This window comes from Labrenzia sp. PO1, assembly GCF_012273635.1.
GTDB classification, from domain to species: Bacteria; Pseudomonadota; Alphaproteobacteria; order Rhizobiales; family Stappiaceae; genus Roseibium; species Roseibium algicola.
In genome coordinates this window covers 1-20,160 of record NZ_JAAXCR010000004.1, presented here as the reverse complement: position 1 = coordinate 20,160, position 20,160 = coordinate 1, and the positions used below count along the sequence as shown (strand labels likewise).

20 protein-coding genes are annotated in these 20,160 nt (G+C 59.9%); 12 read left to right on the top strand and 8 right to left on the bottom strand.

Annotated elements, in window-relative coordinates:
• Window positions 1–12: 12 nt before the first annotated feature.
• The 4 genes from HCG46_RS20155 to HCG46_RS20140 form a co-directional block, all read right to left on the bottom strand.
• Window positions 13–987 carry an ABC transporter permease gene (locus HCG46_RS20155; protein WP_023002301.1) on the bottom strand — a complete coding sequence of 325 codons (975 nt, stop codon included), beginning with the start codon at window positions 985–987 and terminating at the stop codon, window positions 13–15.
• Window positions 988–1,066: 79 nt separating this feature from the next.
• The gene (locus tag HCG46_RS20150) at window positions 1,067–2,650 is read right to left on the bottom strand and encodes an ABC transporter substrate-binding protein (RefSeq protein WP_031269916.1); all 1,584 of its coding nucleotides are present in this window, start codon (window positions 2,648–2,650) and stop codon (window positions 1,067–1,069) included.
• A 116-nt stretch (window positions 2,651–2,766) separates the two neighbouring features.
• A complete protein-coding gene (argE, locus tag HCG46_RS20145; RefSeq protein ID WP_353621829.1) occupies window positions 2,767–3,936 on the bottom strand; it encodes an acetylornithine deacetylase in 1,170 nt (389 codons plus the stop codon).
• A gap of 37 nt (window positions 3,937–3,973) precedes the next feature.
• Complete coding sequence (locus HCG46_RS20140; RefSeq protein ID WP_168687232.1) at window positions 3,974–5,752, bottom strand: adenylate/guanylate cyclase domain-containing protein; 1,779 nt, start codon at window positions 5,750–5,752, stop codon at window positions 3,974–3,976.
• 273 nt (window positions 5,753–6,025) lie between these two features.
• On the opposite strand from HCG46_RS20140, the gene HCG46_RS20135 reads away from it, so the two are divergent.
• Window positions 6,026–6,385 carry an ArsC family reductase gene (locus tag HCG46_RS20135; protein ID WP_062485737.1) on the top strand — a complete coding sequence of 120 codons (360 nt, stop codon included), beginning with the start codon at window positions 6,026–6,028 and terminating at the stop codon, window positions 6,383–6,385.
• Between the two features lie 64 nt (window positions 6,386–6,449).
• Here HCG46_RS20135 and HCG46_RS20130 read toward each other — a convergent pair whose 3' ends face one another.
• Complete coding sequence (locus tag HCG46_RS20130) at window positions 6,450–6,866, bottom strand: D-Ala-D-Ala carboxypeptidase family metallohydrolase (protein WP_023002295.1); 417 nt, start codon at window positions 6,864–6,866, stop codon at window positions 6,450–6,452.
• Between the two features lie 188 nt (window positions 6,867–7,054).
• Here HCG46_RS20130 and HCG46_RS20125 point away from each other — a divergent pair, with 188 nt between their 5' ends.
• The 3 genes from HCG46_RS20125 to purU all read left to right on the top strand — a co-directional run bounded on the left by HCG46_RS20125 (window position 7,055) and on the right by purU (window position 10,113).
• On the top strand, window positions 7,055–8,371 hold the full coding sequence (locus tag HCG46_RS20125; protein WP_168687231.1) for an aspartate aminotransferase family protein: 1,317 nt from the start codon (window positions 7,055–7,057) through the stop codon (window positions 8,369–8,371).
• A gap of 2 nt (window positions 8,372–8,373) precedes the next feature.
• On the top strand, window positions 8,374–9,183 hold the full coding sequence (locus HCG46_RS20120) for a 3-keto-5-aminohexanoate cleavage protein (protein WP_168687230.1): 810 nt from the start codon (window positions 8,374–8,376) through the stop codon (window positions 9,181–9,183).
• Window positions 9,184–9,255: 72 nt separating this feature from the next.
• Entirely contained in the window at window positions 9,256–10,113 is an 858-nt protein-coding gene (gene purU, locus HCG46_RS20115) for a formyltetrahydrofolate deformylase (RefSeq protein WP_023002292.1), read from the top strand.
• A gap of 99 nt (window positions 10,114–10,212) precedes the next feature.
• Here purU and HCG46_RS20110 read toward each other — a convergent pair whose 3' ends face one another.
• Window positions 10,213–11,139 carry a LysR family transcriptional regulator gene (locus tag HCG46_RS20110; RefSeq protein ID WP_023002291.1) on the bottom strand — a complete coding sequence of 309 codons (927 nt, stop codon included), beginning with the start codon at window positions 11,137–11,139 and terminating at the stop codon, window positions 10,213–10,215.
• Between the two features lie 95 nt (window positions 11,140–11,234).
• Here HCG46_RS20110 and HCG46_RS20105 point away from each other — a divergent pair, with 95 nt between their 5' ends.
• Entirely contained in the window at window positions 11,235–11,471 is a 237-nt protein-coding gene (locus HCG46_RS20105; RefSeq protein WP_168687229.1) for a hypothetical protein, read from the top strand.
• 111 nt (window positions 11,472–11,582) lie between these two features.
• On the opposite strand, the gene HCG46_RS20100 is transcribed toward HCG46_RS20105, so the two are convergent.
• Entirely contained in the window at window positions 11,583–12,110 is a 528-nt protein-coding gene (locus HCG46_RS20100) for a TetR/AcrR family transcriptional regulator (RefSeq protein ID WP_055660585.1), read from the bottom strand.
• Here HCG46_RS20100 and HCG46_RS20095 point away from each other — a divergent pair.
• Window positions 12,090–12,962 (top strand): DUF1295 domain-containing protein, encoded by an 873-nt coding sequence (locus HCG46_RS20095; protein WP_209009552.1) that lies wholly within the window; start codon window positions 12,090–12,092, stop codon window positions 12,960–12,962. The genes HCG46_RS20100 and HCG46_RS20095 overlap by 21 nt on opposite strands.
• Window positions 12,963–12,975: 13 nt before the next feature.
• On the opposite strand, the gene HCG46_RS20090 is transcribed toward HCG46_RS20095, so the two are convergent.
• Complete coding sequence (locus tag HCG46_RS20090) at window positions 12,976–13,572, bottom strand: LysE family translocator (protein WP_023002287.1); 597 nt, start codon at window positions 13,570–13,572, stop codon at window positions 12,976–12,978.
• A 106-nt stretch (window positions 13,573–13,678) separates the two neighbouring features.
• Between HCG46_RS20090 and HCG46_RS20085 the strand changes: the two genes are divergently transcribed.
• The 6 genes from HCG46_RS20085 to HCG46_RS20060 all read left to right on the top strand — a co-directional run bounded on the left by HCG46_RS20085 (window position 13,679) and on the right by HCG46_RS20060 (window position 19,977).
• Window positions 13,679–15,088 (top strand): PLP-dependent aminotransferase family protein, encoded by a 1,410-nt coding sequence (locus tag HCG46_RS20085; protein WP_209009551.1) that lies wholly within the window; start codon window positions 13,679–13,681, stop codon window positions 15,086–15,088.
• Window positions 15,089–15,215: 127 nt separating this feature from the next.
• Window positions 15,216–15,995 carry an ABC transporter ATP-binding protein gene (locus tag HCG46_RS20080; RefSeq protein ID WP_168687228.1) on the top strand — a complete coding sequence of 260 codons (780 nt, stop codon included), beginning with the start codon at window positions 15,216–15,218 and terminating at the stop codon, window positions 15,993–15,995.
• Window positions 15,995–16,600, top strand: a complete 606-nt coding sequence (locus HCG46_RS20075) for an energy-coupling factor transporter transmembrane protein EcfT (RefSeq protein WP_329611863.1) — start codon at window positions 15,995–15,997, stop codon at window positions 16,598–16,600. The genes HCG46_RS20080 and HCG46_RS20075 overlap by 1 nt, the downstream gene beginning before the upstream one ends.
• 145 nt (window positions 16,601–16,745) lie before the next feature.
• Window positions 16,746–17,300 carry a BioY family transporter gene (locus HCG46_RS20070; RefSeq protein WP_031269905.1) on the top strand — a complete coding sequence of 185 codons (555 nt, stop codon included), beginning with the start codon at window positions 16,746–16,748 and terminating at the stop codon, window positions 17,298–17,300.
• A 26-nt stretch (window positions 17,301–17,326) separates the two neighbouring features.
• Window positions 17,327–18,781: an AMP-binding protein gene (locus HCG46_RS20065; protein WP_168687227.1), complete on the top strand. Its 1,455-nt coding sequence runs from the start codon at window positions 17,327–17,329 to the stop codon at window positions 18,779–18,781.
• Window positions 18,778–19,977, top strand: a complete 1,200-nt coding sequence (locus tag HCG46_RS20060) for a thiolase family protein (RefSeq protein ID WP_168687226.1) — start codon at window positions 18,778–18,780, stop codon at window positions 19,975–19,977. Before HCG46_RS20065 ends, HCG46_RS20060 begins: the two co-directional genes overlap by 4 nt.
• The last annotated feature ends 183 nt before the right edge of the window (window positions 19,978–20,160 follow it).

Genomic DNA, 20,160 nt, shown 5'->3' with positions numbered 1-20,160 from the left:
CGTCGGTCTCCCTTATGGCCGACCGACCCGCAGACGCGGATCGATGAAGAAGTAAAGGATGTCGACGATGAAATTGATCGTCACGAACAGGAAGGCAGTCAGCAGCAGATAGGCGGACATGATCGGAATATCGACGTTCTGCACGGCCTGCAGGAACATCAGGCCCATGCCTGGCCACTGGAAAACGGTCTCGGTGATGGTCGCGAAAGCGATGATCGCGCCAAGCTGCAGCCCGGTGATGGTGATGACCGGAACGAGCGTGTTCTTGAGGGCATGCCGGAAGTTCACCAGCCTGTCCGGCAGACCGCGTGCCCGGGCGAACTTGATGTAATCGGTCCGGATGACTTCCAGCATCTCGGCCCGGATCAACCGCATGATCAGGGTCATCTGGTAGAGGCCGAGCGTGATGGAGGGCAGGATCAGCGCCTTCAGGCCGGAGATGGTCAGAAAGCCGGTCGTCCACCAGGATCCGATCTGCACGGTCTCGCCGCGTCCGAAGCTCGGCAGCCACTGCAGGGTAACGGAAAACAGGAAGATCAGCAGAATCCCGATGAAGAACGTCGGCAGCGAGATGCCGATCAGTGAAACTGACAGAAACAGCTTGGAAACGGGCGATTCCCGATTGAGCCCGGCGTAGATGCCCATGGGAATGCCGACAACGAGCGCAAACACCGCAGACGCGAAGCTGAGTTCGAGCGTGGCGGGTATGCGCTTGGCGAAAAGCTCGGAAACCGGCTGACGGAACTGGTAGGACGTGCCGAAATCGAATTGCGCGGCCTTGGTGACGAAACGGAAGAACTGGACCGGAACCGGGTCGTTCAGACCCAGGCGCTCGCGCAGGGCCTCCCGTTCTTCGATCGAGGTTTCGATGCCGACCATCTGGTTTATGGGATCGCCGACAAAGCGGAACATGGTGAACGCGAGAAGGGCGACCACCAGCATGACAATCATCGCCTGCACGATGCGGCGCGTTGCAAATCCAATCATTTCGGCTCTTTGAATGCTTTAGTCATGAAAATACGCCCCCGGCGGAGTTGCCGGGAGCGTCATTTGCTGTGCTTCAGGATCAGTTCTTGGTCACGAAGCGGAACTGGAACTGGTTGTCGGCACGCTGGACAAGGTCCAGCTTGTCGGAAACACCCCATGCCAGGCTCTGCTGGTGCAGCGGGAGGTAGTAGGCGTTCTCGTGGCTGATGCGGAAGGCTTCAGCAATCATGGCATCACGCTTTTCCGGATCGATCTCGACCAGGATTTCATCGGTCAGCTGGTCGATCTTCTCGTCGCAGAAGCCACCGTTGTTGAACGGCGAACCTTTGCCGGATTCGTCGCGGCAGTTCATCAGGTTGTCCAGAACGTTCCAGCTGTCGAAGGATCCGGGGGTCCAGCCAAGCAGGTAGAACGACGTGTCGTAACCACCGGAAGCAAGGATCTTGGCGAAGTATTTCGCCTTTGGCTGGGCGTTGAGGTTCACCTTCACGCCGATACGGGCCAGCATGGCGGCAACCGCCTGGCAGATCGCCTCGTCGTTGACGTACCGGTCATTCGGGCAGTCCATGCCGATGGAAAAGCCGTCTGCATAGCCGGCTTCGGCCAGCAGTGCCTTGGCGGCTTCCGGGTCATAGGGATAACGCTCGAAATCGGCCGACTTGGAGAACAGCAGCGGCGAAACCATCAGGGCAGACGGGTTGGACAGGTCCCGCATGACCTTCTTCTTGATCCCCTCGATGTCGATCGCCTGGTAGAAGGCCTTGCGCACCCGGGCATCCTTGAGCGGGTTCTTGCCCTTGACGTCGGAATAGAGCAGCTCGTCGCGCATCTGGTCCATGCCAAGGAAGATCGTGCGCAGTTCCGGGCCGGTCAGCGCCTTGGTTCCCGCATTGTCGTTGATGCGTTTGATGTCCTGCACCGGGATCGGGTAGACCATGTCCATCTCGCCGGACAGCAGCGCGGCAACGCGCGTTGCATCGGAACCGATCGGCGTGAATTCCACCGTGTCGATGTTGTGCTTGGCTTCGTCCCACCAGCCGTCGTATTTTTCATAGACGGTCTTCACGCCGGCTTCATGGCTGACGATCTTGAACGGTCCGGTGCCATTTGCATTGAGCGCGGCATGGTTCGCAGAAGTGTCGGACGCCGAGGTGACTTTCACCGCGTCGTTCTCCGTCGTCCACTCCTTGTCCATGATGTAGAACGTGTCCCACTCGTAATGCAGGATCGGGTTCGGACCGGTGAGAACGAAATCGACCGTGTAGTCGTCAACAATCTCAACCTTGGCATCAGCCGGGACGCGGGTGGTCAGGTCAGACCCTTCCGAGCGCACGCGGTCGACGGAAAAGGCAACGTCTTCGGCAGTAAAATCGCTGCCGTTGTGAAACTTTACGCCCTTGCGCAGGTGGAAACGCCAGCGGTTCGGATCGACGATTTCCCAGCTCTCGGCCAGGGCCGGTTCAATGGCCAGGTCCGGACCACGGCGCGTCAGGCCTTCATAGGTATTGCCGAGCGACGACAGGGTGAAGGTCTCGTTGAGACTGTAGGGATCAAGCGCGTTCAGTGCACCCTGAAAGGCAAATTTCAGCGTTTCAGCATGAACAGCAGTCCCCGTTCCCGCCGCAAACAGCGCTGCGGCGATGACAATTTTTCTTTTGTTCATAGTCCCCTCGTTTTCCGGTTTCGGCTTTGCTCCACGGCCGCACCCCCCTGCCAGGACCATGCGGCCATGTTGTCAAAAACGACTATGACATCGTAAATCTCTGTGTTCAAACCCGTTTAGCTGTCAAATTGCGACATTCTGTCAATCAGCTTGTCGAGGAAGGCAGCGCAGCGGTCGAGTTCGGAAAGCTCGATAAATTCGTCGGGCTGATGGGCCTGATCGATGGAACCGGGACCGCAAACCACGGTCGAAAGTCCGTGATCCTGGAAGATCCCGCCTTCGGTGGCATAGACCACGACGTTGCGGCTGTTGTCGCCGGTCAGACGCCTGGCGGTCGTTTCCGCCAACCCTTCCTGTTCCTCTCCCAGCCCGGGCACATAGGCAAGTTCTCTCACCTCGATGGCGCAGTCCGGCGAGATCGCTTTCATTCCCGGCAGAACCTCATTTTCGATGAAGGCCCGGTAGGCGGCGACCCAGTCCTTCGCGTGTTCACCCGGCAGCAGCCGGATATCGGTCACGAATTCGCAGTGCTGGGCCGTGATGTTGTGTGCCTGGCCGCCGGAAATGGTACCGCAATGCAAGGTGGTGTAGGGCGGTTCGAACGGGCAGTCCGGATCGGCCTTGGCCCGGTTCTCCGCGGTTCTGGCATCCAGCCATCCGATCAGCCTGGCCGCTACCGAAATCGCCGAAACACCCCGGTGCAACTGGCTGGAATGGACCGGATGCCCCTGGATGCGCGTCTTCAGTACTGTAATGCCCTTGTGGCCCGTGACGACCTTCATGCTGGTCGGTTCGCCCACAATCACCACCGAAGGGCGCGGGCCGTTTGCCAGCATTTCAGGGATCAGCACCCTGGCCCCGTCGCAGCCGGTTTCCTCGTCATAGGACAGCGCGATATGGATGGGCCGTCTGAGCGGTGCATTCAGAAAATCCGGAACCTTGGCAAGCACAGTTGCCGCGAAGCCTTTCATGTCCGCCGCGCCACGGCCGTAGAGGCGGCCGTTTTCCTCCCAGGCGGAAAAAGGATCGTGAGACCAGTTCTGGCCCGCCACCGGAACGACATCGGTGTGGGCGGACAGGACCGTTCCGCCGTTGATATCCGGACCGATGCGGGCATAAAGAGCGGCCTTTTGACCCGTTTCATCCAGCGCCCGCCCTGAAGCGACACCCCATTGGCTGAGATAGTCTTCGACAAAGGTGATCAGATCGAGGTTGCTTCGATCCGAAACGGTGTTGAAGGAGATCAGTTTCTCCAGCATTTCCCGAGGCGTGTAGGTCCGGCTCACGTGGTCTCCAGAGGTTTTGTGACAGGGAGGATGGGTCTCAGGCGGGAACGGCGTCAGCGAGATGGAGACCATCTAAGCTTTTCACCGCAAGGATTTGCAAGGGGATTTCCTTGCCGCGCACCTTGATCTCGGCCTCTTCGGCACCGTCGATCCGCGCGCTTGCCGCATCGACAACAGCTTTGGAAACAACCATGAAGCTGCCGTGGTTCTTGTTCTCCGTTTCCAGCCGGCTGGCGGTGTTGACCACGTCGCCAAGCGCAGTCAGCCCACCGCGCTTGCCTGCTGTTCCGGCGGCGCCGATGCGACCGAGAATGGCCGGCCCCAGATGCAGGCCAATGCCGAGCCGGATCGGATCGCGAAACTGCGGACCCTTCTCCTTGTCGAGCGATTTCATGACCTTTTCGATACGGCGACAGGCGGCAAGAGCCTGCCGGGCGCCGGTTTCCGCGTTGCTGTCCATGCCGAAGATTGCCATGATGCCGTCACCAATGAACTTGTCGACATAGCCGCCCTCCTCCCGGATCGCGGCTGAGGCCTGGTCCAGGTAGCTGTTGAGCAGATAAACCACGTCATAGGCGAGTTGGCTTTCGGTGATGCCGGTGAAATTGCGCAGGTCCACGAACATGACCACCACATCCTGCTCGACGCCCCAGTAATAGGCGTCCTTCAGGTGTTCGCCGATAATTGCACTGGCCTTGACCGGTACAAGGGGCTGCACTTCCACGTTGCTTTCCGGGCGCGCCTGGCAGGCCAGCCGAATGTCGCTTCCCGCGCCGATCCGTGTCAGCACCGCAGCTTCGGCAACACTTGGTTTCGGCAAGGTTTCGCCGCCCTCCAGAATTTTCACCCGGCAGGTGGAACATCTCGCCCGCCCGCCGCACACCGATGCGATCGGTATGTCGTTCATGCGGCTGATTTCCAGCAGCGTTGCGCCCGGTTGCGCCTTCACCGTCAGTCCGCCTGGATAGACCACGGTCAGGCTGCGCGCTTTCAGGCTGAGAAGGTAACGGATCAGGATGGCCAACAGGCTGACGGCAATCAGGCCGAACACAACCGCACGGAACTGAACGACGACCTCGCTGGCCCACAATTGCTGGTCCGGAGTGATTCGGAGGGTTACGTCACGGCTGAGGGCCAGCCGGCGGGCACCTTCAATCCAGCCCCAGATGGCAAGCACCGGCATCGCAAAGGCAAACCCGGCCGCCAGCGGCTTCAGCCTCTGGTAAGCCGGATAAAGGCGTAGGAAGAAGTGCAGGCCGATCATGGCGTGAGTCCACACCATGAGCAGCAGAATAGACTGATTGACCGCCGCATTCGGCCACAGCAGCGTCAGCATCTGCTCGTAGAGCGGCAGGAAGCCGAACTCCTTGGCAACGCCCATGGTCGTGGTGACATGCGGTATCAGGAGCCAGGGAATGTAAAGACCGAGGGCGAGCTGCAGAAGCTCCCAACGGGACATCTTCAACGTTCGCCGTTTGCTTGTCCGCCACAAGGCGAGCAGCACATGGGTCAGCGCGGCGAGGATGAGGACAGTTTCGCCAAGCGGGCTTCTCCAGACCCAGTAGTGCCAGACCGAGGCCTGGTCCATGGCCTGGAAGGAAATGATGCCGAGGGCGTGATTTGAAAAATGGCTGAGGCAGAATGTGAACAGGATCAGGCCGCTCCACAGTCGGAGCCGCTGACGCCAGTTCCCTCCGGCGACCATGACACTGTCGGACTTCTTGCCCGGTCTTGCCGCCGAAGCGGACTTTTCAGAAGATTTGGCGGCCGTCGCGGGCCTGTTCGGCCGGCTTGTGCCGGGGGCCTCTTCCTGCATGTATTTTCAGTCTCCGGTCTGGCCGTTCCGGCCTTCTGCCGGTCTGCCCTGTCAATTGCCACTTGAAGCGCGGGGGGCAGCCGAGGTCAAGGAGGCAAAAAGGAAATGCGGTGAACTGCCCGTGAAGGCACGCGCAACGTGGAAAACTCCTCGGCATGCGAGCACTGTCAGGTCAAATTTCGCAAAATTTCGGGTTTTCTTCGGCTATGACCTTGCATCCCGGGCGTCAGTCGGCACATTCCGGGCCGGACATCCAACAACCGGGAAGAGGCGATGAAGGTCTACGGCATCAAGAACTGCGACACCGTCAAGAAGGCGCGGAAGTTTCTGGAAGAGGCCGGCGTGCCTTATGAGTTCCACGACTACAAGAAGGATGGCGTCGATGCCGATCGACTGGCCGGCTTTGTCGGTGAATTCGGATGGGAGTCTATCCTGAACAAGCGCGGCACCACGTGGCGGCGCCTGGACGAAGCAACACAGGACGGCGTTGTCGACGCCAAGAGCGCGCTCGACGTGATGATCGAGAACCCGTCCGTTATCAAAAGGCCGATCGTGGCAGGCGAAACCAAGAATTTCGTCGGCTTTGACCCTGTCGCCTGGGAAATGGCACTGGAACTGGGCGAACTGAAGTAGCGTTTGCCGCCACTGGCCAATCAGGCCCGGTAGATACCGGGCCGGGCTTTTGCCTGCCAGGCGGTTACCAGGTCCGGCGCGGGCCGGTGTCGATGTGGTAGTGGCCGGAAGAATAGTGCTTGTATCCGCCAACTTCCGGCTGTGATTTCAAGAAGGCAATGACGGACGACGGGTTGCCACGGACCGAAAAATCGACCGCCCGGCAGTTGAGGTGATAGGAATCCCTGGCGCCACCCTTCCACCAGTTCTCAAGCCACCAGCGCTTGGTCGAGCTGACAGTCACTTTGCCATAGCGGGATGCAACCCGGTTTAGAACCTTCTTCAGCTTGCGCGGCACGCACCAGGAACTGTCGTTATAGTCGATGGAATTGTGGGATGCGGTCATCCAGCCCATGCCGGTAACACCGGCGACGGTTCCGCAGCCGGCAAGTGTGACAGTCAATCCTAGGAATACGATCCAGGCGGTGAGGCGCTGACGCATGACGGGCGGCCTTCGGTTACTGATTACAATCTCGTCCCCCGCGCGCAGGCTGATTGAATTTTATTAAAATTCTAATGAAAAACGTGGTTAACGCGCCTTCGAAACAAATGTTTCAGGCACTGACGTTTTCTGATACAAATGCGTCAACCCAATGTGGGCTGTCCCGTCAGTTGTCGGATGCGTTTGCCATGTCTCATGTTTTTCCCCGCCACACCAAAGCCGATCTCCCCGTCGCAGTAACAGGGGACGGTTGCTACATTCTCGATCGGTCCGGAAAGAAATATTTCGATGGATCCGGCGGCGCCGCGGTCTCCTGTCTCGGGCACAGCGATCCGGATGTGATCGCTGCCATCAAGGCCCAGGTGGACCGGATCGCCTTCGCCCATACAGGCTTTTTCACCAGCGAACCTGCAGAGGAACTGGCGGATCTCCTGATCGGGAAAGCACCAGGCAATCTGGACCGCGTCTATTTCGTCTCCGGTGGATCGGAAGCCATGGAGGCGGCGCTGAAGCTGGCGCGTCAGTACTTCCTGGAGAAAGGTGAAGCGTCACGGCACCGGGTAATTGCCCGCAGGCAGAGCTACCACGGCAACACGCTTGGTGCGCTGGCAACCGGCGGCAACCAGTGGCGGCGGGAGCCTTTTGCACCGTTGATGATCGATACCACCCATATTGCCCCCTGTTACGAGTATCGGGACCGCCGCGAGGGGGAAACCGCCTTCGACTACGGTCAGCGGATCGCCAACGAATTGGAAGCGGAAATCCTTCGGCTCGGGCCGGAAAACGTCATGGCTTTCGTTGCCGAACCGGTTGTCGGTGCGACGGCGGGTGCCCTGCCGCCGGTCGAAGGTTATTTCAAGCGGATCCGGGAGATCTGCGATAATTACGGCGTGCTTCTGATCCTGGACGAGGTCATGTGCGGCATGGGCCGCACCGGCACCCTGTTCGCCTGTGAGCAGGATGGTGTCGCGCCGGATATTCTATGCATCGCGAAAGGGCTCGGAGCCGGCTATCAGCCGGTCGGTGCCATGCTGTGCACCGCTGCCATTTACGAAGCCATCGAGACCGGATCGGGCTTTTTCCAGCATGGCCACACATACATCGGCCATCCGACCGCCTGCGCCGCCGCGCTCGCCGTGTTCAGGAAACTGACCGGCGGCGTTGCCGACCGGGTGATGCCGATGGGCGAGAAACTGACGACGGCACTTAACGATGCTTTCGGTCAGCACCCGCATGTTGGTGATATTCGCGGCCGCGGACTTTTCCGGGGCATCGAAATCGTCGAGGACCGGGCCAGCAAGGCGCCGTTTGATCCGAAGAGGGGCATCAACAAGGCGCTCAAGAAGGCAGCATTCGAGGCCGGTCTAATCTGCTACCCGATGGGCGGGACGATCGATGGGGTGCGGGGCGACCATATCCTGCTGGCGCCGCCTTTCATTCTCCAGGACAGCCATATCGGAGAGATCACCGACAAGCTCAACCAGGCGTTCAAGGCGGTCTTCTGAACATGAGTGCGCTTTTTGTTCCGTCGCCTTTGTCATTGATCATGGTGGCTCCCAACGGTGCCCGCCGGACCAAGGCGGATCATTCCGCCCTGCCGATGACCATCGCCGAAACGGTGGTGGCGGCAAAGGCGTGTTTTGAGGCTGGAGCCGGTGCGCTTCATGCCCACGTACGCGACCTTACCGGTGCCCATGTGCTTGACGCCGGGCTTTATCGTGAACTCTTGTCGGAAATGCGTGTTGCGGTGCCGCAAATGCAGGTTCAAATCACCACGGAAGCTGTTGGAAAATACACTCCGGAAGAGCAACGCGAACTGGTCTACGAGGTCAAGCCGGATGCGGTCTCCGTCGCGATCCGGGAGATGGTTCCGGAAGGCGGGGAAGACCAGGCAAAAGCCTTTTACCACTGGGCGTTCGACCATGAATGTGCGGTCCAGCATATCGTCTACAGCGCGGATGATCTGGACCGGTTTTTCGACCTGGCGGCAGCCGGCACCCTGGCAGGGGAAAGCCATCAGCTGCTGTTCGTTCTGGGGCGCTATGCGGCAGACCAGGAAAGCGCACCGGAAGATCTGGTGCCGTTTCTGGAAAAGCTCGCGGAACGCGGCAAGGGGCAGTCGCTGGACTGGGCGGCCTGCGCTTTCGGACACCGCGAGACGGAGTGTCTGGTGGAGGCGGTCCAGCGAGGCGGCAAGGCCAGGATCGGTTTTGAAAACGGCCTGTGGAACAGGACCGGAGAACGCGCGATAGACAATGCCGACCGGGTCAGCGATCTGGTATCGGCCCTGAAGGAACACAGTCTGATGCCTGCCTGATCGTTCGGGCCGGCATCCGGCACGAAGCAAAATCAGCGGGCTGCGGCCCTCAAGGTTGGAGACTGGAAAATCATGGCGGATAGCCTTTACGTTCTGACGCTGTCCTGCGCGGACAAGCCTGGCATTGTGGCGGCAGTCACGACGGAACTGGCAGATTTTGGCGCCAATATTGCCGAAAGTGACCAGTTCTGGGACCGGGTAACCAACCAGTTCTTCCTGCGTATTGCCATTCTGGCTCCGGAAGGCGTGACCCTGGAAAGCGTTCAGAGGGCGCTTGACCCGGTCATCAGCCGTTTCGACATGAAGGCCAAACTGGTCGACACGGCCAAACGGCCGAAGGTCATCGTCATGGTGTCCAAATTCGACCATGCCATGTTGCACCTTCTCTACCAGATCCGCGTCGGCTGGATGGATGCCGAAGTGGTCGCGATCGTTTCCAACCACACCGACAGCCAGCGCACGGCCGAGCACGAAGGCATTCCGTACCACCATTGGCCGGTGAACAAGGAAAACAAGGCCGAGCAGGAAGAGAAACTGCTGAAGCTGGTCAAGGAAACCGGAGCCGATCTGGTGGTTCTCGCCCGCTACATGCAGGTGCTTTCCGACAGCCTTTCCAAGCGTCTGTTCGGCAAGATCATCAACATCCACCACTCCTTCCTGCCGAGCTTCAAGGGTGCAAAACCCTATCACCAGGCGCATGCTCGCGGCGTCAAGATGATCGGGGCCACCGCTCACTATGTGACACCGGATCTCGATGAAGGCCCGATCATCGAGCAGGACGCCGAACGGGTAAGCCATGCGCTCTCCGCGGACGATTTCGTCGCCCGTGGCCGCGACATCGAATCCCGCGTGCTGGCCCGTGCCGTCAAATACCACCTGGAAAATCGGGTGATGATCGTCGGCAACAAGACCATTGTGTTCACGCCGTAAGGCAAGCCTTGGTGCCCGAAAAGCAATTGGCCCCGGTCGTCCGATGGATGGCCGGGGCTTTTTCATGATCCGGAAGCTTGGGTTGGGGGCCGGGTGTCCTCAGGCAACCACTGCCATCGGCGCGGTGACAGGCATGCCGTCGCGCTTCAGTTCCGCATGAACCCAGTCGCGGAACAGGCGGACCTTGCGGCTGGTGCGCAGGGCGGGCGGGTAACTCATGTACCAGCTTTCGTCATCGGCATGGCAGGTCAGCTTGAACGGCTGGATCAACTGGCCGTTTTCAAGGGCGGTCTTGCAGAAATAAGGGGTCAGGATTGCGACGCCCTGTCCTGCGATCGCCCGGTTGGCCTCGAGCGCCTGTGACCCCATGCGCGAGCTAGGGTGACCGCTCAGGTCGACATTCGGCAGTCCCGCTGCCTCGAACCACATCTGCCACCACGGGTCCTGCGGATCGACCAGCGGCAATTTCAGAATGTCCTCGGGCTTTTTGACGCCGCCGATCGTGTCCGCAAGCTTCGGGCTCAGCATCGGTGTAAAGTCCGCGCGCACGATTTCATGGGCGAGCCAGTTTTTCGGAGGGGCCTTGCAGGCGGAGATCACGACGTCGGATTCGTTGAACTCCGGTTCAGCATGCGGGCCATAGGGAACGATGCGCACGCCCACGTCCGGGTTCTGCATCTGGAACTCGAACAGACGGTTTGACAGCCAGTTGACCGCAAACGTGGTGTTGCTGGAGACGACAAGTTGGCCGGCGTTCTTTTCGGAAATATCCTCGAAGGCACTGCGAAGCGAGGAGAACGCATCCACCACCCGCGCCGCCAGTTGCCCGCCATTGTCGGTCAGCTCGATCTTGCGGGCCTTGCGGGTGAACAGTTGAAAGCCGAGACGATCTTCCAGGATCTTGATCTGGTAGCTGACAGCCGCCTGGGTCATGCCCAACTCGTCGCCGGCCTTGGTAAAACTCAGGTGCCGGCTTGCAGCTTCAAAGGCCCGGATTGCGGAAAGTGGTGGCAAATTCACTGACATACATAAGTCTCCCTTATGCATGTCTATTGAATTTTCGTTGGTAAGACAACCGAAACCCGCCGATATGTAACTCACAAGAAACAGGAGTTATAGACGTGTTCAGGCTCTCCCAGACGAAATCGGGCTGCGCGACCCATCAGCAAGACTTGGGCTTTTCATTCAGGTCGCTTATCGGTTCTCTGTTCGCAAGGATGGCAACCCGAGGCCGCAAGCGTGTGAACGTGGCTCATCTGCCGGACGAGCTGCGCCGGGATATCGGGCTTGGCCCCAACCCGCATGAAACGTCGTTCGAGGCGCGTTGGCAAAAGGAACTGAAGGACCTGCAGCGGTAGAGTTTACCCGTTGCCTGACCTTCACCCGGCCGCGGTCTCCCCTGTGGCCGGTCGGGCAGATCCGGCAGACGCATGCTGCTGGATCTGTCTCGCTTCACGCAGTGCCTCCGGTCAGGTCAGTTTCTTGAGCGCCGGCAGAATGGTCTCATAATCCAGTGTGCCGCCGGTGAAATGGCGCATCAGCAAGGTGCCCATCAAAAGGCACAGCACGCTGTCGGCCGCCTCGCTCCCCGCCAGGCTTTGAACGTGCCCGCGCAGCTGGTCGTTGGCGAGCTTCATTGCCGGGTCACTGGCGATTTCTTCCCCCGTCTTGCCGCGCAGGTAGTCGAACAGCAGCGAGATTTCGGCTGCAAATCCAGGCTCCAGGCTCCGAGCAAAGTCAACCAGTGCTGACGCGGGCACCTGTGAAGCATCATTCGCGCCGGCCTCTGACGTCATCTGCGCCATGACTGTTTCGGTGCAGGCCAGGAACAGGCTCTTCTTGTTTGGAAAGTAGTGATAGAGCGCGCTTTTCGACAATCCCAGGGCTTCCGCAACGCGGCGCATGCCAAGGCCGGAGTAGCCGAGTTCGGAAAAAAGCGGCGCAGCCTTGCGCGCAAGTTCCAGCCGGTAGGCCTCGTGATCGATCTGTTTCGGCATTATTTCGTCCAGTTGGTCGATAAACATATTGACCACCTGATGGTGCGTCGTCTAGATCTCTTTTTAGTCCAGTTGGACGAAAATAAATTGACGGTCCACAAGCTCCAAAAATCGAGCTGTCGGATCGAAGGAGTATTCATGGCGCAATCCGGAGGCGTGAGTCGCAAGCACGAAAGGTCCCTGCTGCAAAAATGTGTCTTCGCAGCACTTCACCTCATCTGTGTGCTCTTAAGCATCTGGCTTCTTCTGGGCGGTGGATGGGTACGGGTCGGTGCCTGGTTCGGGTTGGAACTCACCCTCGCCGATCCGCAGCGTGGTCTGCTCCTGCTTGCCTGCACTCTGCTCTATTTTGCCCGCCATCTGTTGACCCTGTTCTACCTGCTTGCCCGGAAGGTGGCTTTTCCGGAGGTCTTTGGACTGGGAGCCTTCATCGCCTTCTTCGAAATAGGCTTTTTGTTGCTCGGCAGCGGTGCCTTTCGGCAGGTCGCCGTACCCTTCTCTGTTCTCGATGGTGTGGCGCTTGCAATGGTGGTCGGCGGTTCGTTTCTCAACAGCTGGTCGGAACTGCAGCGCAAGTGGTGGAAACGTGATCCCGCCCATCACGGGCAATGCTACACCGGGGGCCTCTTCGCCTCATCGATGCATATCAACTATTTCGGCGACACGGTGCTGTTCACAGGCTGGGCTCTGCTCACCCACAATCTTGCGGCGCTTGCCGTGCCGGCATTCATGGCGGTTTCCTTTGTGGTCTTTCATATCCCGGCGCTCGATGCCTATCTCTCGCGGAGATATGGCCCACAATTCGACGCCTACGCAGCCCGCACGCACAACTTCATCCCGTTTGTTTATTGACTGACACGCAGCCTCAGATCAGCAGTGCCCAAACAGTCGCCGCCAACATGGCGATTGCCATGGTCACCGTAATGGCTCGCATGAGCGGGCCTTCGCCGATCAGGGCGAGGATCGACACGCCAACCAGGGCCCAAAGGGAATGAAACACCATCCCGCCAAGGGTAAAGCCCGCCACCAGGATCATCGCGTTTTCGTGGATCCCGAGCCCGTTGCCGGCCAGGAAGGTTGAAAAGGCAACCAGGTTCATGGCCCAGGTTTTCGGGCTGAGCGGGTGTATCAGCAATCCTTCCCAGAAACTGGGCAGCGCGACCTCGCCCTTCGGCTTGACGCTGAGACAAACGATCCGCCAGGCAAGATAGGTCATATAGGCCATGCTCAGCACCTTGAAGACAGTCACCACCGTGCCGCCTCCGGCCATCACATGGCCAAGGCCATAGGCAACGCTGAGCTTGAGCGGCAAAGATCCGATCTGCGAGGCGACAATCACGGGAAAGGCGGTGCGGTACCCTGCGGATGCGCCGATGGCCAGAAAGGTCAGGTTGCCCGGACCGGGTGTCCCGGTCATGACGATGACGAACACCGCGAAGGCGAGAAACGTGGCGTAATCCATGGGTATCTCCAGACACAGCATCGAGTGTTTCGATACAATCGATACAAAATAGCGGAGATACTAATTGTCTTGAGGTATTGTATCAGTCAATGATAACATTGTTCTCATGACAATGTGGATCCCGAACATCGAAGCGGCCGGTGGCCCGATCTATCTGGCGATCGCCGACGCGTTGGAAGCCGACATCAAGACCGGGGCGCTTGCCCAGGGCGATAGGCTGCCGCCACAGCGTGAACTTGCCTATCAGCTTGGCGTGACGCTCGGCACCATCACCCGTGCCTACGGCGAAGCCGAGCGGCGCAGGCTGGTGAAGGGAGAAACCGGACGGGGCACCTACATTGCCTCTGAAACCCAGAAGGTTTCGCCCCTTGCCCCGAAGGAAGACGAGCCGGAAACCTGCGATCTGGCGCGAAACTTTGCCTATCCGCATCTCAACCCGAGTCTTTCCGACGGGCTGACGCGGATGGCGCGCACGGTGGGGATCGACCGGTTGAACGGGTTCGTACCGTCTGAAGGGCTCAAGGCGCATCGCGAAACCGGGGCTCTCGTCTTCAAGGACTACGGTCTGGAAGCCGATCCGGACCGGGTCGCGGTTACCTGTGGCGCGCAGCACGGAATTCAGGTCACCTGCCAGGCCCTGTTCCGCCCGGGCGATGCGGTTGCCGTCGACCGGTTCACATACCCGTCGATCTTCAGTTCCTTTGCCAGCATCGGCCTGAAGCCGGTGCCTTTGCCCGCATTGATACGGGCCGATGGCGGCTTCGGCGCCATGGATCCGGCAGCGCTTGCCCAGGCCGCGAAGACGCATGGTGTCAAAGGCGTGTTCCTGATGCCGAACATGCAGAACCCGACCACCCACACCATGTCTGTCGAAGAACGGCAGGATCTGGTGGCGGTTGCCCGGCAATTCGACCTGAAGATTGTCGAGGACGATCCCTATACGCCTTTTCTTCCGGAAGCCCTGCCCGCCTTCGGTGCGCTGGCGCCGGAGCGCACGGCCTCAATCGCCAGTATCTCCAAGGTCTGTTCACCCGGAAGCCGGATTGGCTTCGTCCATGTGCCCGGGCCTTTCGGTGACAGCATTCGCAACAAGATTGGTGAAAGCACCTGGATGGCCTCCCCCATCACGGCAGAACTGATTGCCGGCTGGGTGCGTGAGGGACATCTGTTCAAGACGCTGCGCCTGAAGCGCAAGGCAAACCGCACGAGGTTCCTGGCGGCGCGTGACCTGCTCGCGCCGCATTTCCTGCAGAGCGACGTCAACAAGGTGTTCGGCTGGCTGCGCCTGCCGGAAACCGTCGATCCCGACGCGCTTCAGAACGCGCTCGGACACCAGGGCATTTCGGTTTTGTCATCCCGGTATTTTCAGGCGAAGGACCACCAGCCGGCGCCCTATCTGCGCCTGACCTTCGGATCCGAACAGTCCGACGACCGCTTCCGCTGGGCCCTCCAGCGCATCAGATCCACCATCGGCCAATTGGCCGAATTGCCCGATCTCACCCGCCCGGTAGGGTAAGGCCTTGCGGTAATGTGTGATTTTGCCAGGCACCTGTCAGTCTTTGACAAGCCGGCAGATCCGACCGATAAGCTGCGCGCAAAACAGGACCGGCCCTTGCAAGGAGTGCCGTCCGCGACGAGGTGACATGGCATTCTGGCCCAAAAGCAGGAAACTCAAGGACAGGCCCAGTGTCTGTAATCCCGACGCCAGTCCTTACGCGGTCTTCGATCGGGTTGGCCTGAGTGTCGGCAAAGAGCATATCCTGCAGGATCTCACCTTGCAGCTTGCCGAAGACCGGATCGGCATTATCGGCCTGAACGGGTCCGGCAAGAGCTCTCTTGTACGCCTGTTGAACGGGTTGCGTACGCCGACGAGCGGCGACCTCACGCTTTTTGGAGCCCCCTCCGCCGAGGCGGAACTGGAGTTGCCGCGTCATGTCGGCTTCGTGTTCCAGAACCCGGATCATCAGGCCATTTTTCCCACGGTGGAAGAAGAGATCGCCTTTGGCCTCACCCAACTCGGGTCCGGCAAGGAAGAAAGCCGCAGCCGCGCGCGGGCGTTTCTCGCCCTGCATGGCTGTGAGGGGCTGGCCGGCAAACCGATCACGGAACTTTCCGGCGGTCAGAAACAGCTCGTCTGCATCCTGGCGGTTCTGGTCATGGAGCCGCGCCTATTGGTGCTGGACGAGCCGATGGCCAGCCTCGATGCACTGACGACAGTGCGGATCCGCCAGAAAATCCTGTCACTGCCGCAGAAGATCGTTCTCGTCAGTCACGATCTCAGCCAGTTCGACGGTTTCGACAGACTGCTCTGGCTGGAGGACGGACGTTTGCGCATGGATGGCGCGCCGGATGTGGTTCGGGCGGCGTTCCAGGAAGACGTCGTCTCGCGGCAGGGCATGAATGTGGAGGTTGCCGAGTTATGATGTCGGTCTATCTCCAGGGCAACAGCTGGGCCCACCGGATGCCCGCGGGCCTGAAGCTTCTGGCTGTTGCCGTCGCCAGCCTGCTGCTGCTGCGATACACATCATTTTGGGTTCTGCTGCCGGCTCTTGCAGGTGTTCTCCTGTGTTATGCCTCCCTCGGGCGCGAGGGACTGGCGCAACTGAAGCTCCTGCGGGCAATGTCGTTTCTGCTTGCCGTGCTGCTGGCGCTTCACTGGGTGTCCGGAAGTCTTCTGGAAGGGGTTACGATCATCCTGCGGCTTGCGATCATGATCCTGGCTGCAAATTTCGTATCGGTGACCACCCGCATGGACGATATGCTGAATGCCGTCCAGCCGCTGTTCAGGCCGCTCGAGTTCCTCGGTTTCTCTCCTCGCAAACCGGCGCTGGGCGTTGCACTGGTGCTTCGCTTCGCGCCTTACATGCTCGTCGTTTTCGGTCAGTTGCGCGAAGCCTGGCAGGCGCGAACAGGCACGCGAAATTCGTGGCGTCTGCTGGCGCCTTTCGCCATTCAGTCCCTGAGCATGTCGGATCACGTTGCCGAGGCATTGAAGGCGCGGGGCGGCTCGGAAGGCTTGTCAAGATGACCGAAAAGAAGCTCCATATGGCTGGCATTCGGCCAAAAACTGGGATATCCCGCCCACAGATGACGTTGCCTGACCCTCATGTGGTAAGATCCGCGCGAGGTTGAACGGCAGCACCCTTGTTAACGAGAAGAAGGTCGATTTCATCATGGCTGACAGGTCTCTTGTGCACGTTGCTTTCTATGCCGCGCTGATTGCCGCCCTGGGGCTGGTTCCGCCGGTGGCGATCGCCTTTCTCGGCGGTGTGCCGATCACGGCGCAGACCCTCGGTGTCATGCTGGCCGGTGTCATGCTCGGCCCCATCCGCGGTGCGCTTGCCGTGCTGCTATTCCTGTTTCTCGTCGCGCTGGGCTTGCCGTTCCTGTCCGGCGGCCGCGGTGGTCTTGGCGTCTTCATGGGTCCGTCTGTCGGTTTTCTGATCGGCTGGCCGGTCGGAGCTCTCGTGGCCGGCTTGATCATGCAGTCGACCCGCGAGCTGAACATTCTGGTGTCTTCGGCAATAGCGGCTGCGGTCGGCGGCATTCTTGTGGTCTACGCTTTCGGCATCCCGGGCGTTGCCATCATGGCCGGACTTTCCCTTCCGAAAGCCGCGCTTGGCAGCGCAATCTATATTCCCGGTGACCTGGTCAAGGTCGCACTTACGGCGCTCATCGTTCAGACCGTCGCACGCGGCCTGCCGGGTGCCGTGTTGTCCCGGTCTTAATTCCGTAGATCCAGCAAGGCCACATCATGGCCTTTGTCGGCGACAGTCTCGACCGGTTTGCCAGTGAGAAAGCCACTGGGGCCGCACTCACATGCGGTCCGAATTCTCTCTCCTGGCAGGAGCTTGCAGTCCGGATCAACCGGATCGAGGCAGTGCTTTGTGAGCGGACCGACCATGCAAGCTATGTGGTTCTGCGTCTTCGGGACCCTGCGGACCTGGTCGTCTGCTTCTTTGCCTGCGCCCGCACCGGGCGTGTCGCCACGGTCATGGACCCGGACTGGCCTTCAGCCCAGGCATCAGCAGTTCTGGAAGCGGTCGGGCCAGACCTCGTCATCGATGACCAGTCCCTGCCGGTGTTGTTGACGGCTGATACCGGTTCCACTGAAACACGAAGGTCACCGGAAACTCCACCTGAGATCCTGCCGGACGAAGACGACCTCTTTTATGCAGGCTTCACCTCCGGTTCCAGCGGTGTTCCCAAGGGCTATGTGCGCTCTCACAGATCGTGGCTCGAAAGCTTCAAGCTGTCGGCACAGGCCTTCGGTATTTCGAAAGGTAGCCGCGTCGTCCTGCCCGGGCAGCTCACGCATTCACTTCACCTTTATGGCGCTGTCTGCGGCCTCGCCTGCGGCCAACACGTGGTGCTCACGCCGCGGTTCGATCCGCGCGTCGTCCTGAGGGAACTTGGCAGCGCCCCTGAAGGCTCTGTCCTTTATGCAACGCCGACCCAGCTGCACTTTCTGGCCGAGGCTGCCCGGCGCAGCGGTCCCATCGCTGCGGTGAAACAGGTTCTCGCGAGCGGGGCCAAATGGCGTGAAGCCGACCGGCAGGCCTTGAAGTCGGTTTTCCCCGAGGCACGCCTTTTCGAATTCTACGGGGCTTCGGAAACCAGCTTCATCACGCTGTCCTCACCTGAGGACAATGTCCCCGCAGGCTCGGTCGGGTGTGCCGCGCAAGGGGTCGACATCGTGATCGGTGACCCTTCGTCCCCCGCTGTCCCTGGCCGGGCCGGGCTGATCTGGGTGCGGAGCGGTCTGCTGTTTTCGCACTATATAAGCGGCACATCGCCGGACACGCTCTGGCGGGACGGTTGGCTCACCGTCGGCGATCACGGTTTTCTCGATGAGCGAGGCTTCCTGTTTCTGACAGGACGGGAAAACCGCATGGTCATCACTTCCGGACTGAATGTTTATCCGGAAGAGGTTGAGGCTGTCTTGGCCGAACATCCCTCCGTTGTCCTTGCAGTCGTCGCTGGGTTACCGGATCAGGTGCGCGGTCACCGGCTGGAGGCGGTGGTTGAGCTGGGTGCGCCTTTGGCGGGTGCAGAGCAGATCTTGCTGCGCCATTGCCGCGAACGTCTCGCACCCGGCAAGGTGCCGAGGCATATTCACATCAGGGCAAAGATGCCGCTGACGCCAGGGGGCAAGCCGGATATTCGGAAGGTCGTGGCCGATTTGGCGAAAACCGGAGGCAGCGGGTGACGCAGACACGCAAGGCAGTGATCGCAGCAGCACGGCGGACGGCGGTTTGCCCGCGCGGTGGCGCACTTGCCTTGTTGCAGGCCGACGAGCTTGCCGCACCCGTTCTTGCACAGCTTGTCGTTGACGCCGGAATAGAGCCAGAAGAGGTCGACTGCGTCTTTCTGGGCAATGCTCTTTATGGTGGCGGCAATCCGGCCCGCCTTGCCGCGCTTCGCGCCGGGTTGCCTCAAACGGTTCCCGCTCTCACCATCGATACGCAGTGCTGCTCGGGACTTGATGCGATCGTCATGGGCGCAAGATTGATCGAGGCAGGTGCGGCGGACATTGTTCTGGCAGGAGGAGCGGAAAGCTTCAGCCGGTCGCCGATCCGGATGACCAGACCTGTCGATCCGGCAGTACCGCCCGTTGCCTACGACCGTCCTGCTTTCGCGCCCGCGCCATTCGGCGACCCGGATCTTGCAGATGCAGCTGCCAGGCTTGCCGCTGAAACGGGAACATCGCGGGAAGATCAGGCGGTCTTTGCTGTCACCTCACACGACAAGGCGAGGTCGGCAAGGGGCTATCTTCGCGGACGTCTGGTCAATGCCGGAGGGAGACTTCCGGAAGAGGACGGGTTCACGAGACACCTGTCGCTCAAGACAGCCCTCAGGGCACCGCTTCTGAACGGCGATCACGAAACCGGTCTCAGTGCCGCAACGATCGCCTGCGAAGCAGACGGCGCTGCCGCCGTATTGCTGATGTCCGAGGGAGCCTTTCAAGAACGCTTTCATTTGAATTCAAGTGAGAGCCGGAAGTCAGGCCTGAAAATACTTGCGAGCCGAAGTGCCGGCGGTAACCCCGCCGAACCGGCTCTGGTTCCGATAGAGGTGGCGAAGGCCATGTTCGCAGAACTGGGTATGGATGCGACGGAGCTGGCTGCTACAGAACTCATGGAAGCCTATGCGGTTCAGGCAATGGCGACAGCAGCGCACCTGGGTCTTGAATCTGAAGGTCTGAACCGGATGGGCGGCGCACTTGCAAGAGGGCATCCGATCGGCGCATCAGGCGCAATTCTGGCTGTGCACCTGTTTGAAGTGCTGACACGCAAGGAGACCCCTGCGGAAGGTGCCCGGAACGTAGGCATGGCGCTCATTGCGGCAGCTGGTGGACTAGGCTCGGGGATAGTGGTTTCGCCTGCTGTGCGCAAAGGTGGATAACTATTAAGTATCTGAAAAGTTACGACTTTTTGCGTTTGATGAAAGTTTTTTCGCTTTTTTTGATTTTTTTCGAAAACCGGTGTTGACGGGTTGGGTTGGTCTGCGTATAACCCGGTTCATCGACGGCGGCAACGTCGCTGGCGACAGGGTTTTGTGACCTTAATTCCAGAAAATTGGTCCTAG